Annotated in this window: 18 protein-coding genes and 5 tRNA genes; 14 read left to right on the top strand and 9 right to left on the bottom strand. The window is 41.3% G+C overall.

The genetic code is table 11. The annotated features are described in order from the left end of the window. Window positions 1–5 precede the first annotated feature (5 nt). The 4 genes from IPM65_00490 (at window position 6) to IPM65_00475 (ending at window position 3,637) form a co-directional block, all read left to right on the top strand. A complete protein-coding gene (locus tag IPM65_00490) occupies window positions 6–1,073 on the top strand; it encodes an efflux RND transporter periplasmic adaptor subunit (GenBank protein ID QQS44070.1) in 1,068 nt (355 codons plus the stop codon). Between the two features lie 12 nt (window positions 1,074–1,085). Beyond that, window positions 1,086–1,754: an ABC transporter ATP-binding protein gene (locus tag IPM65_00485; GenBank protein QQS44069.1), complete on the top strand. Its 669-nt coding sequence runs from the start codon at window positions 1,086–1,088 to the stop codon at window positions 1,752–1,754. Then, window positions 1,751–2,956: an ABC transporter permease gene (locus IPM65_00480; protein ID QQS44068.1), complete on the top strand. Its 1,206-nt coding sequence runs from the start codon at window positions 1,751–1,753 to the stop codon at window positions 2,954–2,956. The genes IPM65_00485 and IPM65_00480 overlap by 4 nt, the downstream gene beginning before the upstream one ends. Window positions 2,957–3,082: 126 nt before the next feature. After that, the gene (locus IPM65_00475) at window positions 3,083–3,637 is read left to right on the top strand and encodes a hypothetical protein (GenBank protein QQS44067.1); all 555 of its coding nucleotides are present in this window, start codon (window positions 3,083–3,085) and stop codon (window positions 3,635–3,637) included. A gap of 9 nt (window positions 3,638–3,646) precedes the next feature. Here the strand turns inward: IPM65_00475 and mutM are convergent, their stop codons facing one another. After that, a complete protein-coding gene (gene mutM / locus IPM65_00470; GenBank protein ID QQS44066.1) occupies window positions 3,647–4,495 on the bottom strand; it encodes a bifunctional DNA-formamidopyrimidine glycosylase/DNA-(apurinic or apyrimidinic site) lyase in 849 nt (282 codons plus the stop codon). An 85-nt stretch (window positions 4,496–4,580) separates the two neighbouring features. After that, window positions 4,581–5,699, bottom strand: a complete 1,119-nt coding sequence (locus tag IPM65_00465; GenBank protein ID QQS44065.1) for a glycosyltransferase — start codon at window positions 5,697–5,699, stop codon at window positions 4,581–4,583. Window positions 5,700–5,750: 51 nt separating this feature from the next. On the opposite strand from IPM65_00465, the gene IPM65_00460 reads away from it, so the two are divergent. Together IPM65_00460 and IPM65_00455 are read left to right on the top strand one after the other, a co-directional pair. Continuing rightward, window positions 5,751–6,536: an undecaprenyl-diphosphate phosphatase gene (locus IPM65_00460; GenBank protein QQS44064.1), complete on the top strand. Its 786-nt coding sequence runs from the start codon at window positions 5,751–5,753 to the stop codon at window positions 6,534–6,536. Window position 6,537: 1 nt separating this feature from the next. Beyond that, window positions 6,538–6,610 (top strand) — tRNA-Arg (locus IPM65_00455). A gap of 9 nt (window positions 6,611–6,619) precedes the next feature. Here IPM65_00455 and IPM65_00450 read toward each other — a convergent pair. Both IPM65_00450 and IPM65_00445 read right to left on the bottom strand, forming a co-directional pair. Next, window positions 6,620–7,216, bottom strand: a complete 597-nt coding sequence (locus IPM65_00450; GenBank protein QQS44063.1) for a hypothetical protein — start codon at window positions 7,214–7,216, stop codon at window positions 6,620–6,622. 1 nt (window position 7,217) lies between these two features. After that, the gene (locus IPM65_00445) at window positions 7,218–8,219 is read right to left on the bottom strand and encodes a sortase (GenBank protein ID QQS44062.1); all 1,002 of its coding nucleotides are present in this window, start codon (window positions 8,217–8,219) and stop codon (window positions 7,218–7,220) included. Window positions 8,220–8,631: 412 nt separating this feature from the next. On the opposite strand from IPM65_00445, the gene IPM65_00440 reads away from it, so the two are divergent. The 8 genes from IPM65_00440 (at window position 8,632) to IPM65_00405 (ending at window position 11,119) form a co-directional block, all read left to right on the top strand. After that, complete coding sequence (locus tag IPM65_00440) at window positions 8,632–9,036, top strand: hypothetical protein (protein ID QQS44061.1); 405 nt, start codon at window positions 8,632–8,634, stop codon at window positions 9,034–9,036. 74 nt (window positions 9,037–9,110) lie between these two features. Beyond that, window positions 9,111–9,181: transfer RNA gene (locus tag IPM65_00435), tRNA-Ala, on the top strand. Between the two features lie 53 nt (window positions 9,182–9,234). Further along, window positions 9,235–10,014 carry a hypothetical protein gene (locus IPM65_00430; protein ID QQS44060.1) on the top strand — a complete coding sequence of 260 codons (780 nt, stop codon included), beginning with the start codon at window positions 9,235–9,237 and terminating at the stop codon, window positions 10,012–10,014. 99 nt (window positions 10,015–10,113) lie between these two features. Next, window positions 10,114–10,186, top strand: a tRNA-Ile gene (locus IPM65_00425). Window positions 10,187–10,268: 82 nt separating this feature from the next. Continuing rightward, window positions 10,269–10,341 (top strand) — tRNA-Phe (locus tag IPM65_00420). 78 nt (window positions 10,342–10,419) lie between these two features. After that, window positions 10,420–10,492: transfer RNA gene (locus IPM65_00415), tRNA-Gly, on the top strand. Window positions 10,493–10,495: 3 nt separating this feature from the next. Further along, a complete protein-coding gene (locus tag IPM65_00410; protein QQS44059.1) occupies window positions 10,496–10,744 on the top strand; it encodes a GIY-YIG nuclease family protein in 249 nt (82 codons plus the stop codon). A gap of 111 nt (window positions 10,745–10,855) precedes the next feature. Continuing rightward, complete coding sequence (locus IPM65_00405) at window positions 10,856–11,119, top strand: YdeI/OmpD-associated family protein (GenBank protein QQS44058.1); 264 nt, start codon at window positions 10,856–10,858, stop codon at window positions 11,117–11,119. Window position 11,120: 1 nt separating this feature from the next. Here the strand turns inward: IPM65_00405 and IPM65_00400 are convergent, their stop codons facing one another. From IPM65_00400 to mvaD, 5 genes are all read right to left on the bottom strand, one after another. Then, window positions 11,121–11,696, bottom strand: coding sequence for a thymidine kinase (locus IPM65_00400; protein ID QQS44057.1), 576 nt, complete (start codon window positions 11,694–11,696; stop codon window positions 11,121–11,123). Between the two features lie 41 nt (window positions 11,697–11,737). Beyond that, the gene (locus IPM65_00395) at window positions 11,738–12,163 is read right to left on the bottom strand and encodes an NUDIX domain-containing protein (GenBank protein QQS44056.1); all 426 of its coding nucleotides are present in this window, start codon (window positions 12,161–12,163) and stop codon (window positions 11,738–11,740) included. A gap of 19 nt (window positions 12,164–12,182) precedes the next feature. After that, a complete protein-coding gene (locus IPM65_00390) occupies window positions 12,183–12,326 on the bottom strand; it encodes a hypothetical protein (protein ID QQS44055.1) in 144 nt (47 codons plus the stop codon). Between the two features lie 74 nt (window positions 12,327–12,400). Then, on the bottom strand, window positions 12,401–13,195 hold the full coding sequence (locus tag IPM65_00385; GenBank protein ID QQS44054.1) for an isopentenyl phosphate kinase family protein: 795 nt from the start codon (window positions 13,193–13,195) through the stop codon (window positions 12,401–12,403). A gap of 4 nt (window positions 13,196–13,199) precedes the next feature. After that, window positions 13,200–14,210, bottom strand: coding sequence for a diphosphomevalonate decarboxylase (mvaD, locus tag IPM65_00380; protein ID QQS44053.1), 1,011 nt, complete (start codon window positions 14,208–14,210; stop codon window positions 13,200–13,202). Window positions 14,211–14,236: the final 26 nt, after the last annotated feature.

Genomic DNA, 14,236 nt, shown 5'->3' with positions numbered 1-14,236 from the left:
ATAGTATGGAAAAAGATGAGACCGGTAAACGATCAATTGGTAGTCGTATTCCGGGAATATTGAAAAATAAATGGATTATAGTAATTGTTATTGTCGGTATTATCGGCGGCTATTTTTATAATAAAAGTACTTCTCAAGCATCAGCACAAGAAGCAACCTATACGGTAACACAAGGAACTCTGCAGGATATCTTGAATTTGTCGGGTTTTGTTGATGCCGAGGATAAAGTCGATTTACATTTCCAATCAGGAGGACGTCTTTCATGGGTAGGGGTAAAGGAAGGAGATACAGTCAGGAAATTTGACGGTATAGCATCTCTTGACACAAGGCAGCTTGAAAAAACGCTGCAGAAGTATCTCAATAACTATTCTAAAGAACGGCGTGATTTTGAACAATCAAATGACGACAACGAAGATGAGGTCCTCGGTTTATCCCAGGAAATCCGCACACGTGCGGAACGGACATTGGAGAATGCTCAGTTTGACCTGGATAATTCAGTACTTGATGTGGAATTGCAGGCTATTGCCAAGGAATATTCATTTTTATACACGCCGATTGACGGTATCGTGACCCGCGTGGATACTCCCAATGCTGGAATGAATGTGTCAGTAACAGATACCTTTCAGGTTATTAATCCTGACTCAATATATTTTTCAATCTCAGCAGATCAGACAGAGGTGGTCAAACTATATGAGGGGATGCAGGGAACAATTACTCTTGATGCATATCCCGATCAGGAAATAGTGGGCACCATTACAGATATTTCATTTACACCCAAAACCAATGAATCAGGAACGGTCTATGAAGCGAAAATGGCATTCACACCTGTTTCAGGATCAAAATACAGGCTCGGTATGACCGGAGATGTTGAATTTATTTTGGAAGAAGTCAACAATGCCGTATCAATTCCCTTTTCAATAATTGAAGAGACAGATGACGGGAAAACGTATGTGTATAAGAAAGTGAACGGAAAAAAAGAGCGTGTTGAAATAACAGTCGGTCCGGAATATGACGGCCAGGTCCAGGTTCTCAACGGTGTATACGAAGGGGATGTAATTTATGAGATTGAATAATAATGAACTCCAATGATCAAACTTCAGCAAGTGGGTAAACAGTATAAGATAGACCGCGATGTTATTTTTACGGCTCTTGAAGATATAAATCTTACGATAGAAAAGGGTGAATTCACGGCACTTCTCGGTCCTTCCGGCTCAGGAAAATCTACGCTCATGCATATAATAGGATTATTGGATCAGCCGACTTCAGGAACTATTGAAATCAATGGCAAAGACGTATCCCGTCTTAATGATAATCAGCTCTCTACCCTTCGAAATGAGTTCGTCGGTTTTGTTTTTCAGCAGTTCAATCTAATCAATAAGCTTACTGTTCTTGAAAATGTCTTGTTGCCTACTTACTATGCCAGGAAGAAACTACATTTCGATCCTGAAAAGAAGGCAATGGAAATACTGGAGCGATTCGGTATTGCAAGCAAAGCACAATCCCGTCCGAATAGAATATCAGGAGGCCAACAGCAACGCGTCGCGATAGCGCGATCTCTTATTATGGAGCCTGATCTGATCCTGGCGGATGAACCGACAGGAAATCTTGACACGAAGACAGGTGATGAAATAATGAAACTCCTGAAAGATCTTAATAGAGCTGACAATATTACGGTACTTATTGTCACACATGAAGCTGATGTCGCTGCAAAAACCCAACGACAGATTAGGATTGTTGACGGAAAAATTGTATGAACAAACTCATAATCACGATAAAATCAGCACTTTTTGATTTCTCAAGAAATAAAGGACGGACCTTTTTGACATCTCTTGGAATCTTAATCGGTGTGATGGCTGTTGTGCTTCTTACTGCATTGGGTCTCGGGCTTAGAGCATATATCGAGCAGCAATTTGAGTCTCTTGGAAGTAACTTAATTACAGTTGTCCCGGGTAGGGTTATCCAGGAGGGATCCTTTTCAGCAGGAAGCTCTTCTTTGGGATCAATACAATTTGATGAACAGGATTATCAAGCTCTTTCTAGAATTCGGTATTTAAAATCAGTAGTACCGATGTATACGCGCTCCTTTACGGTGACCGGGGTTGATGAGACAACGTACGCTGAATTGTATGGAACGAGTGCAGATGTATTTCAGACATGGAACTTGAAGCCCGAATTCGGTCAAATATTTAAAGCCAGTGATGTAGAAAAACGATCAAAAATTGTTGTTATCGGTAGTCAAGTAGCCGAGGATTTGTTCGGATCAGGTAGAAAGGCACTTGGACGCGATGTAAAAATTGAAAATCAGTCGTTTCAGATTATCGGAGTTTTGGAAAGCAAGGGTGGAGGACCGGCAGGAAGAGATTTTAACAACGCTTTGTATATGCCCTACAAAACTGCCTATGTCTTTAATTCCGATAAAAAATTTATTGCATTTTATCTTCAGGCAAAGTCAGAGGAAGTTGTTGAAACAGCAAAGCGGGAGATCGAAAGAACAATGCTTAAAGAATATGAAGAAGACGATTTTTCAGTTCTTGAGCCCAGTGATCTGATAGGTGCCATTACGTCAATCTTCGGTATGATCAATATGGCTCTTGTAGGTATCGCCGCGATCTCACTTCTGGTGGGAGGGATCGGGATTATGAACATAATGTATGTCACCGTCACCGAACGTATAAAAGAGATTGGAATTCGTAGGGCTCTTGGAGCAAGGAAAAATGATATTCTTATTCAATTCCTTGTCGAATCGGTAATCTTATCACTTCTTGGCGGAGTAAGCGGTCTTCTTGTTTCTTATTTCATTGTTTTGTTGATTCAACCGTACTTTCCTGCCTATATTGATACCATGTCTGTGGTCCTAGGACTTGGAGTATCATCTGCTATAGGTATTATTTTCGGTGTATTCCCTGCCAAAAAAGCTGCTGATCTTTCTCCGATTGAGGCAATACGGTACGAATAAGTACTCTTACGACAACCTAAAAGTTTTGTTACATAGTCCACATAGATCTCTTATATACTTTTGATAGTAGTAGATTGATTTAGAATTTTACGTACCTAACTATGCAAAGTAAACCGCCATCATACCATGTCAAGCACTACGATATTTGCATACAAACAGCCGACACAGCATCTTTTTCCGCAGGGCAGAAGAAGTTTCGTCAATCCCTATAATTCTCAATATCGACACATAAAAGATAGAAGATTCGATATAACCAATCGCGATCAGAGAGGGACTCCAGTAGATAATATTCGTGATAAATCGAAACGTGTGCTGCTTCACCGGAAGACGGTTTTTCCATTTAAGCTTTTTCCGGTCCATGTCATAGTCGACATTCACAGAGTTGTCGTAATAGAAAAAACATTTTTATTTGCTGATACGATCCGGACGATTCCGATAGCCAATATTCAATATGTGCGCTGTGATCGTGCATTATTATTCGGTTCAATTCGAATTCGGACATATGGTTTCAGTGATAGAGAAGTAGTGGTTAAGTTTTTGTGGAATAAGGATGCACTCAGACTGCGTAGACTTATTGAAGGACTTATTATTTGTTATGAAGACAATGTTGATCCTCTTGATTTCAAAGATGAAGATCTTTGTACTTGTCTTGAAAATCTTGGACAAGAGCATTTCGGTTGAAAATAGCGGTTAGGTCTGGCAATGGGGACAATAAAATGTCCCGCGGCCGCCGATTTTCATGGTTTCTATGAGTGTTTTACAGCGTTTACATTCCTGTCCCTGGCGATGATATACCCGGAAATGATGCTGATAGCCTCCTGCTGTCCCGTCAGGAAGGACATACAATTCATCTTTTGCAGAAGATCCTTTATATGTTATTCCCTCTCCGACAACCTTTTTGATTGCCTGATATAAAACGGTTTTTTCTTGTTTAGATAAGGTATTTGACGGTCTGGCTGGATAGATGAGAGATTCCCACAAGGCATCGTTGGCATAAATATTACCGATTCCTGCAATGATCTCCTGATCAAGAAGAACTGTTTTCACAGGCCTTTTTGTATGAGACAATGCCTTGTCCAAATAGGCAGAGGTAAATCTCTCAGAAAGTACATCTTCACCCTGCGGCTGTTTGGGTTTATCAGAAACTTTCGCCCATCCGAACTTTCTCAAATCATTGAAAAATAAAGCAGAATTATCAGTAAAAAAGAAAATAACGCGGGTGGTTTTGGCCGGCATTCTATCTGAATTTGCAAGAGGAATCTTATGAGAAAATTGAGCTTTTTCTTTATGTTGCGCATAGAGTATCTGTCCCGAAAGTTTGAGATGAAATGACAGATAGAGAATATCGTTATTTTTTTCCAGCTTAAGAGTCAGAATTTTTCCTTTCCGTTGAGTGTCAATGATCGTAGTATCGAAGATGTCGTTCGGGTCGCCATGAAACATTTTGTGTTCACGGATTTCCGTACCATTAATCGTTTTACCGATAAGGTGTTTGTGTAGGTACAAGCGAATTGTTTCAATTTCTGGAAGTTCGGGCATATAAAATCAAATTATTTTGAATAAAAAAGTGTCTTCTCTGACTCGTCTTTAGGCGATGACTTGGGCAATTGGTCCAGGATGATAGCTAAGAAGTTTTTTCTTTCACGAATGACAATATTTGTTTCTTAAAATTCTCAATAGAGTATTGTTCTGCTGATTTTCTTGCTTCTTTTTTCATTTCGATCTGCTTTTTGTCAGAGAGTTTCTCAAAATTTTGAATTTTTTTCAACAAACTCTTTGAATTCAGCTCTTCATACAGATATCCGTTTTTTCCTTCCAGAACGGTTTCTTTGAGTCCTCCGGATGCATATGCTATGACGGGAACACCGTATCCCATAGCTTCAATTGGCGCGATACCGAATTCCTCATCAACTGAAGCAAAAAGAAATGCTTTTGCATGGGTATACAGTGCTTTGAACGTATCATCCTGTACGTGTGATAAAAATTCGACATTCGGTCCGGCGATGCTTTTCAGATATTCTTCATCCCGCCCGGTCCCGATAATCTTTAATTTAAAATTTCCTTCATTTGCCGCTCTGATAAGGACATCAATATGTTTTGCCCGAGCTAGTCGTGAGGTCGTGATGTAATAATCATCATCTTCTGATGGATTGAATTCTGGCGGATTTTTTGAGATAGCTACAGGAGGATAAACGACATCTGAATCACGTCGATAATATTTCTGCACCCGTTTTTTTGTCTCTTGGGCATTGGCGATGAAGAAATCGACTCGTTGTGAAGACAAATAATCCCAGATCCGTAGACTGTGATTGATCAAATGTCCGTATACACGTATCGGCCAATACTTCTGCCATTCGCGTGCCGTCTCATAGTAATACAAATAGCGTGGCTGATGATGAATATAACAAATATGTTTTGTCTCCGGTCTGGTGATCACACCTTTGCACATATATGATCCTGAAGAGGAAATAACAAGATCATATCCGTTGAAGTTGAATGCTTCCCAGATATATGGCGTCAGGAAACGAAGCGGCGAATACAGCCGGTTAAATAACGGTACGTTCTGAGCCCATGAGGTGACAATCTTCCAGTTTTTGAAGTGTTTGGCATGAATGCCCAGTGATTCAGGATTGTAAAAAGACGTGAACACATCCGCTTCAGGGAAAATCTCTTTTAAAGCGACAAGAACCCGTTCGGCACCGCCGAACTCCTGGAGTTGATCGTGTACTAATGCAATTTTCATCTATGCAGTATATTATACTGTAGAAATCATATTAGATCATTAGTTGAGCTTATGGATCTCATTACGATCATTTTGCTAGGAATTGTTGAGGGACTGACGGAGTTTTTACCCGTATCTTCTACATTTCATTTGTTGTGGACATCCCGTATTCTTGGTATTCCCGAGACGGAGTTAGTGAAACTATTTACCGTGTTTATTCAGTCGGGGGCAATTCTTGCCGTCGTGTTGCTTTATTGGAAAGAGGTTCTTTCGAACTGGAAACTGATACTGAAATTAATAGCTTCCTTTATTCCGACTGCCGTTATGGGGTTTTTAATGTACGATGTGATCAAAAATATTTTTTTTGAGAGCAGATTGGGGACAACTATTGTATTTATAGCTGTCGGAGGAATATTTCTTTTGATAGAGTATTTGATCAACAAAAAAGTTATTGTCACAACGTCCGATATTCAAAAACTGAACTATAAGCAGGCTTTTGTGATCGGAGCGTTTCAGGCACTCGCCATTATCCCCGGAGTTTCCCGTGCCGGAGCTGTACTTATCGGTATGATGCTGCTGGGTTTCAAAAGAAGTGAGTCTGCGAAGTATTCATTCATGCTTTCCGTTCCGACCATTATGGCCGCATCACTCTTTGATTTTATTGAAATGCGAGAAGTAGTTTTTGCTCATCCCGAAAATATATGGATACTTGCCGGAGGCTCGATTGTGGCTTTTGTCAGTGCATTAGTTGGCGTGAAGTGGCTGATCAAATATCTTCAGAATCATTCCCTTGCACTTTTCGGGTGGTATCGCATTGTGCTTGGTATAATATTGGTGCTTGTTACTGTCTTTTTCTAAAGCACTCGTAGCTTAATGGATAGAGCATCAGATTCCGGATCTGAAGGTTGGTGGTTCGAGTCCACTCGAGTGCACTTAAAATATTACTTAATGTAGTTGTGCACGATGTAGTCAAATAGTGCATCAATTTCTTCCTCTGAAATCTCCTGACCTTCAACATATGATGCAGCAATAGTATGAAGAGTGGTCCCTTTGAGCAACAATCGTTGACGGATCTGAATATGGTTCCCGCCCTGATAATAGTTGCCCGCGAGATTCAGTACGTCATAACCGTCATATTTATGCTCTTCATTGGAAGTCACAACTAGACTCGGGATTGCTGATTTTGCTCCGGCAATCATCGTTGAAAAGTATTCACCTGCTGTAGTTTCCTTGACGGTATTGCGGTCGTAAGCAACCGTCGGTGTATACTCGGCTGCTTCAACCTGTTTCTTGATATATGTATTTTCGTATCCTTCCTTTGTGACTTTTTCCCAACCTTCAGGGAGAACGAGGATTTGTTCGGCAGGTACGGATTCTTCAACAGTGTCAGTATTCTTGTTTCTAAACACTGATGTGACAGCGATCGAAGTCAAAAGCAGTGCAATAGCGCTGACTGCGATAATCGTCGGATTCAGGAGTGAATATAAGGAAAATGATTCTTCCTGAGGTTTTTGAGTGGTTTTTTTTGTTTTTGCCATGTTAGTTTACTTTTTCAGCGGTAATGATAACGCGGATATCCTGATTTTGAAGTGCGCAGGAGATGAGAGTAAGTTTATTATCATTCACATACCGATCCATTTCGGCATACCCGTTGATGTATTGTTTGTAAGTTACTTTATAAACGGAAACGGATCCCTTTTCCTGCACAATGATACTGTCTCCGTATGACAGATAACTGATTGCACCGAGTGTTTCTGGGGTATTGTGACCGTAATAAACATTTTGAAAATCTTCCGCTTTTAATATTTCTTTATCACCGACTACCAGCATATCTCCCAGTTTCCCTCCCTGATAAACAGGTCTGTTTACTCCGATTGCCGGAATTGTCAGTGTGGTATTCTCAATCTCAACGTTTCCTGAAGGAAGCTTTTCTTCAACTGAATCTTCAGCTCCGGTTTTCGGGAACGTTGAAGCACCGAGTACTTGTCCTCCGAAGGATCTTTTGAGTCCGAGAACGATCGGATTGAAGTTGTCTTCAGCACTTAAAATCTGTGCAGTACTTGTTCGTGTCACACCCTGTACGACAGGATTTGATGTTTCAGGTGCCGGCGTATTTGTCGGTCCTGGGGTGTTTGTGGGACTTGGTCCCGGTGTGTTTGTCGGTCCCGGACCGGGGGTATTCGTGGGTCCTTGAGTAGGCGTATTGGTAGGTGCCGGTGTCTTGGTCGGGGTAGGAGTATTTCCTTCTTCCTCTTCAGGAGTGGGAGTATTTGTCGGTGTCGGACTTGGCCCTTCTTCTTCATCTTTTGTAGGAGTAGGTGTCGGAGTCTCTCTTATCGGAGTCGGTGTATATGTCGGACTCGGCTCAGGAGTATTAGTAGGCGTATTTGACGGAATGGGTGTGTCCGTCGGTGTATGGGTTGGAGTGGGGGTCGCGCTCGGACCGCTCAAACCGTATGTTCCTTCAAGATGAGAGATATCTTGGCACGCAGGTCCATCTCCAATTTTTATTACCGTAACAGTATTGCCGTTGATATTCACTTGATAGCAAGTAGGTGCAGTGTTTGTTGGATATACCTGAATACATCCCTGACCTGCTTTAACAACGATAGATTCAAACGTATATCCGCTTGGAAGTGTTGCAGTAGCATCGTTTTCAGTTTTCCAGCGATTCTCGGCAGTGACGCACTGATAGCCATTTATCTGACCGCCAATTTGTGCCGATGATGCTCGTATAGTGTTTACTACAAGGAGGGCGATTATTGTTAGAAGGACTGTTGTGACTTTTTTTCATGAGTATTTGTGGATTATTATATAAGCAGTTACTTAATAATGCAACTTAACATTATAAGACGTTATAACACCACACAACTTTAATAATGCGGAATCAGACTATTAAGTTATATACCGTAAAAAAGTACTATCCTGAATATCAGGAAAGGAGGTGATATATATGGTAAAAGCAGGATTTATTGCCGGTGTTGCGAATTTGCTGCTGGGGTTGGGGGTCAATGTGGTTCTTCACATGATACTTCCCGGGCTTGCAGAGGAATATCAAAACACTGCAATTTTCAGACCCTGGCAGGATCCCTTGATGATGGTGTATTTTGCATATCCGTTTATTCTAGGTATCGTTCTTGCATATCTGTGGGGACTTCTTCGAAAGCAACTCAAAGGAAGTGACCCTCAAAAAGCACTGCAGTTTGCCAAGATATACTTTATCATTGCGACAATTCCAGGTATGTTTATTTCGTACACAAGCTTTCAGATATCTTTTCTCATGATCCTGGTATGGACCCTGACTGGGTATCTTCAGGCATACATCGCAGCTTTGATTTATACAAAATATCTGAAATAAATCATAGGGTGGGAGAGTGTATAATATAAACCAGCTCATTTTGAGCTCTGTTTTTGTTGGTAAGGTTAAATATTGGGCCTATAGGTAAGTGGTATACCGGTACATTCGCATTGTACAGTCGCCAGTTCGATTCTGGCTAGGTCCACAAATGAGTGTTAACATATTGCAAAGAATTAAGCATTTTGCCATACTGTAAGTATGGAAAATGATCCGGCTCGTCAACAACCTACGACTCCGCCCAATATTCCTCCCGTACAGGAAATTGATACACTGGGACATAGTAACAAAAAATTTATTGCGTTAGTTGTTGTAATAGTATTTCTCCTAATTGTCGCAGTTGGGGAAGCCTATTATTTAGGAACCCGGAAAAACAATAATGTTGCTGACAATCAGGCAGTACCATCCATCAAAATCAATTCACCGGCGGTTACGTCGGCTCCAACTCAACTACCGGTTACCCAAACACCGCAAGCTTTAGTTCCTGCACCTGCTGAAGGGTATCAGGAGTACAGGAATGAAGAGTTGGGGTATGGATTTCATTATCTGAAGACGGATTCATTGTATGAGTGTCAGGATTCTCCCTGCTTGTCAATTGACAGAATAGATATGCGAGTTCAGGGTTTAGGGACATATGAATTGGATATCAGTGATATCAAAACCAGCCTTTTACAGGCTGACCTATATTGTTCAGCTGACGGACCGACAGGTTCAGCAAGATGTGAGAATAAAAGTGTAGATGAATTCATAAACGCGCTTGGGTTTCAAGGTTATAAAGTAACGCGTACCCGAATTAACACATTCACAAATGGGGCAAGTGATCAAGTATATGATGACTATGTGTATGTTTATATCCTTCCTGAAGTCGTGAAAGGCCAAGGTTTAACGGATTATGCTGCGATCATGTTTGCGGTTGATACTCCGCTTCAAGAAAATCTTAAAGAACTAACTGCGATGGCAGATACATACTTTACGTTCTAACTACAGATAGATTTTTGCGATGTTTTATTAGTGAAGGTAAAGGAAATAATCTAACTTTTATTAGTACTAGCGTTATAATATAATGTCTTGGTATAATAAGCGTCTGTAGCTCAGTGGTAGTAGCACTACTCTTATAAAGTAGGGGTCGATGGTTCGAATCCATCCAGACGCACTTTGTTTAGCTCTTTGCTATTGGCATTTAGCAATTAGATATTTATCTAAAAGCTAATGACGAAAAGCTAACAGCTAAGATAGCTGAGATAGCCAAGGTGGTCACGGCGGGGGTCTGAAAAACCTCAGATGTCAGTTCGACTCTGACTCTCAGCACTTTATTAGCTCTTAAATCATTAGCTTTTAGCTACTGGATTCTAATAGCTAGTTGCGAATAGCTGACAGCTAAAAATTGCGGTGGTAGTTCAGTTGGTAGAACGTCTCCTTGCCAAGGAGAAGGTCGAGGGTTCGAGTCCCTTCCACCGCTCAGATGTATACTGTCTATATTCTTCAGTCGACGATTACAGGCAAGTATTATATTGGTTCTACTAACGATTTACCACGTAGGTTAAACGAACATAATTCCAATAAGACCAACTCATTAAAAAATAAAGGTCCCTTTATTGTGATCTATACAGAAGAATATCCCGATAGAGCAACAGCTTATCGTAGAGAGTTACAAATCAAATCATATAAAGGCGGGAAGGGTTTTAAAAAGTTAATAGATAAGAAACGGTAGAACGCCCCGCCACGGCGGGGAGGTCGAGGGGGAGTTTATCCCGCTGAGGCGGGAAGTCCCTTCCACCGCTCACACAAAAGAGTTTTTTAATATCACTTATCTTCCGATACTATGAAAGACACTCTTGAGACCGGAGTAGTACACGATATTCCGAACGACTTGCGCAATGCACTTTTATCTTCATCGGAAATCACAGAAGCCTGGAATGATCTCACCCCTCTTGCCCGTAATGAATGGATTTGTTGGGTTACATCAGTAAAGAAAGCGGAAACACGGGAAGACCACATAAGACGAGTTCGTGAAGATATGCTGAAAGGTAAACGGAGACCGTGTTGTTGGCCCGGATGCATACATCGTGAGAAAAACGGGAAATAACTCAGATTGTTCCGCCTTCGCGCATATAGCATGTTCCGCACAAAGAATCATAGGTGATCGTATCATCTCCGTCAATTGCCACCTGTTCTCCCGTAAATGTATATTTGCCGTTAATTTTTCTGGTATTAAATTCTGCCTGTGATCCGCAAAAACACATGGTTGGAAGTTTTTCGATATTATCCGCAATTTCAAAAAGGCGTTTACTTCCAGGGAACATCTCAGCTCTGAAATCAGCCCGCAAACCGAAGCAGATCACCGAAATGTTATCTTGCTTTGCACACCGGTAGAGTTGACTTATCTGCTTTTCACTTAAAAACTGTGCTTCATCTACCAGCACACAGGCAATATCTTTATACGACCGTATTGCCGCAAGTAGATCGGTATCCTGATCCGCCAGAATGTCGACTTTGCAGGAGTGTCCGCCGCGTGCGACAACAGTATCTTCACTTTTAGTATCAACTTTTGGCTTTATAACAATAATTTTGAGGCCGCGTTCTTTATAATTATAAGCGGTCTTTATAAGAGTATCGCTCTTGCCGCTGTTCATTGCTCCGTATTTGAAATGAAGTTTTGCCATGTGATGACATTAAACAGGATTAATGTAAAAAATTCATACGATTATGTGTTCATATCCTTAAGGATTTTTGAAAAAGCTTCTTTGTCGGTGTTGTAAGTCAGAGTATCCCAGGCTTCATCGGTCTCAACGAATTTAGCATTGGAAACTTCATCATCATGATTACCAGGATCCCCGGAAACATATTCCATGAGAAAGTAATGAACCGTTTTTTTATGCAGATCGGATCCTTGTTTAAAAAAATATGTGGTATTTATGGGGGTTTCCTTGACAATTCTTGCTTTGATTCCGCCTTCCTCGCTGACTTCACGCAGTGCGGCTTCTTCCATCAGTTCATTTTCAACATGATCGCCGATATGACCTTTCGGAAAACCCCAGTGGAGAGCCTTTCTGTGTTGGACAATAAGCCATAAAAAATGATCACCGTTTTTTTTATATACAATACCCCCAGCTGAAGTTTCAGTTATCACCAGTAGTAATTATTGAGCATTAATAACCGGCTCCGACGGTGTAGTAGTTCGCAAAGACGTATGCTGTAATCGCTATTGCTGAGACAATTACAAATATGATTCCTGCCTGGATGACAGGACTATCTTGCGGATGTTGTGTTTTTTTCTTGGTAGCTTTCGCCATGGTAATGTTGTAAATGGTAATATATCTACAGAATACGAAAAATCGATGGCGGATGTCAAGCGGGATTTATAAAGTTAGGAAGCAGAGACGGTAGTTCCTGATCGGTGACCTTTAAGTACCTGGTATATCGAACCCTCACTCTTGCCGTCAATGATAACGCTTTCAACTCCCAGTCGTGTCAGTGCAAGCATTTCCTCGACTTTGAGTTTCATTCCGCCAGTGACATCAGTATTCGTGGGTTGATAAAGTACTTGAGACAGTTCAGGCTGCATTTCAGGGGTAATTTTGGGGATAACGTTTTTACTTTGATCAAGAACCCCGGGATAACTGCCTGCATGTATGATTCTGACACTATGACCTTTTTCTGCAAGAAACGATCCGAGATATTTGAAAATCGTATCGGTAGAGAAGATTGTTGAGCCCTGTTTCTGATCAATTATGACATCTCCGTATACAAAAGGGATATATTCTTTTTCCAGCATTGATTCGACAATATTCATATGTTCAGTGACAACCGTTTTTTCTTTTGCTACATATAAAGCGGAAGGCTGGATTGAAAAAACGGGAAGGTTTTTCTTCAAAAAAGCCTGTACCATGATTCTGTTCAGCTCCATTGCATCAGCATGTACGACACAGGCGCCGTATAAACTTTGTTCGTCAATAAAACCGTGCACCGTATCATATTTGGCAGCTGATTGATGAGCGAAAGAACCTGCCCCGTTTCCGAGAATCAGGTACTCATTTTTCATTTCCCCGCGCGCTTCAGAGATTTCCTTTGCAATGCGTTCAATACGGTCGGGAAGCGTCGTGTATGGTTTTGCTTTATCAGTAATGAGAGATCCTCCCAGTTTGAGCAGTGTGATATTCATATAATTAGAATAAATGATCTTCAATTTGATGCACTCCGGGTGCCGGTTTGTTAATAATGGTTGATTGTACAAGAGTTAGTTTCTTCAACCGCTCATTTACCTCTTCGGCATCTTTGTATTCGCAAATGACATGCACGTTTGCTCCGGCATCGATGGAAAAATAGGCCTGAAGATTGTCTTCTTCACGCCATTTCAATACATTGTTTATCACTTCTACTGTTCCGGGAGCCCAGTAATACAAAGGCGGTTTTGATGTCATCATCACCGTATGCATGGAAATTGTATCCTGTTCGATAGCTTTTCCCAGTTTTTCGAGTTTCTTTTCAACGAGAGCTTTTCTGGCATTTTTGATCCGGTCTCTCATCTCTATCAGGCGGGTTTCAAAATACGGACTGGTGTTTGCGGTACGATGACCTTCAGAGGATGGAGTTTTCTTCATGCCGGAGTCAATGATTGCGATCACATCCGCCAAATCCCAGTGTTTTTCGTCGGCGATCTGTACGGCATATGAAGCATGGTGTGCGTCTCCGCCGATGAGCTCGACAAATCCTGACATGGCCGAGCGCGCGGCTGATCCCGAACCGCTCAGGCGGACAAGTTTGGAAAGCTCTTTTTTATCATCAAACTGTGATTGTAATCCGTATACAAGGAGCAATGCAGCAGTCAATGCACAAAATCCCGACGCTGACGATGCAATTCCTGCGCTTGAAGGAAAAGAGTTTATGGATTTGACATGAACATGATCTGTTTTTCCTGCCAAATTGCGGATTCTTTCGATTTGTTCATAGGCTTTGAGACCTTTTATCGATGTCCTCTTCAGTTCCTCAAATTTCCCTTTTTCCGAGGCTATCTCTATCATGTCGTATCTTTCTTCGGTAAGCTCGACTGTCGTCGTAGTCTGACAGGCGTCAAGTGTCATGGAGATACTGGAGTTCAGGGGAAGGTTGTCTTCAGTGTTTCCCCAGTACTTGATAAAGGCAATGTTTGCGGGGGCTTTTACAGTGACTTTTGACATAGTTGTATTGTACAATACGTAAAGGT

The sequence above is a fragment of the Candidatus Roizmanbacteria bacterium genome, assembly GCA_016700135.1.
Classification (GTDB): domain Bacteria; phylum Patescibacteriota; class Microgenomatia; order UBA1406; family GWC2-37-13; genus UBA1450.
This window is presented reverse-complemented; position numbering and strand designations above follow the sequence as displayed.

Coding starts and splice junctions, on each gene's coding strand:
- IPM65_00465 (QQS44065.1), bottom strand. CDS start 5,699: ATGAAAATTGCATTAGTACACGATCAACTCCAGGAGTTCGGCGGTGCC.
- IPM65_00440 (QQS44061.1), top strand. CDS start 8,632: ATGGTAAAAGCAGGATTTATTGCCGGTGTTGCGAATTTGCTGCTGGGG.
- IPM65_00475 (QQS44067.1), top strand. CDS start 3,083: ATGTCAAGCACTACGATATTTGCATACAAACAGCCGACACAGCATCTT.
- mvaD (QQS44053.1), bottom strand. CDS start 14,210: ATGTCAAAAGTCACTGTAAAAGCCCCCGCAAACATTGCCTTTATCAAG.
- IPM65_00460 (QQS44064.1), top strand. CDS start 5,751: ATGGATCTCATTACGATCATTTTGCTAGGAATTGTTGAGGGACTGACG.
- IPM65_00405 (QQS44058.1), top strand. CDS start 10,856: ATGAAAGACACTCTTGAGACCGGAGTAGTACACGATATTCCGAACGAC.
- IPM65_00390 (QQS44055.1), bottom strand. CDS start 12,326: ATGGCGAAAGCTACCAAGAAAAAAACACAACATCCGCAAGATAGTCCT.
- IPM65_00400 (QQS44057.1), bottom strand. CDS start 11,696: ATGGCAAAACTTCATTTCAAATACGGAGCAATGAACAGCGGCAAGAGC.
- IPM65_00385 (QQS44054.1), bottom strand. CDS start 13,195: ATGAATATCACACTGCTCAAACTGGGAGGATCTCTCATTACTGATAAA.
- IPM65_00430 (QQS44060.1), top strand. CDS start 9,235: ATGGAAAATGATCCGGCTCGTCAACAACCTACGACTCCGCCCAATATT.
- IPM65_00485 (QQS44069.1), top strand. CDS start 1,086: ATGATCAAACTTCAGCAAGTGGGTAAACAGTATAAGATAGACCGCGAT.
- IPM65_00450 (QQS44063.1), bottom strand. CDS start 7,216: ATGGCAAAAACAAAAAAAACCACTCAAAAACCTCAGGAAGAATCATTT.
- IPM65_00480 (QQS44068.1), top strand. CDS start 1,751: ATGAACAAACTCATAATCACGATAAAATCAGCACTTTTTGATTTCTCA.
- IPM65_00490 (QQS44070.1), top strand. CDS start 6: ATGGAAAAAGATGAGACCGGTAAACGATCAATTGGTAGTCGTATTCCG.
- IPM65_00410 (QQS44059.1), top strand. CDS start 10,496: ATGTATACTGTCTATATTCTTCAGTCGACGATTACAGGCAAGTATTAT.
- mutM (QQS44066.1), bottom strand. CDS start 4,495: ATGCCCGAACTTCCAGAAATTGAAACAATTCGCTTGTACCTACACAAA.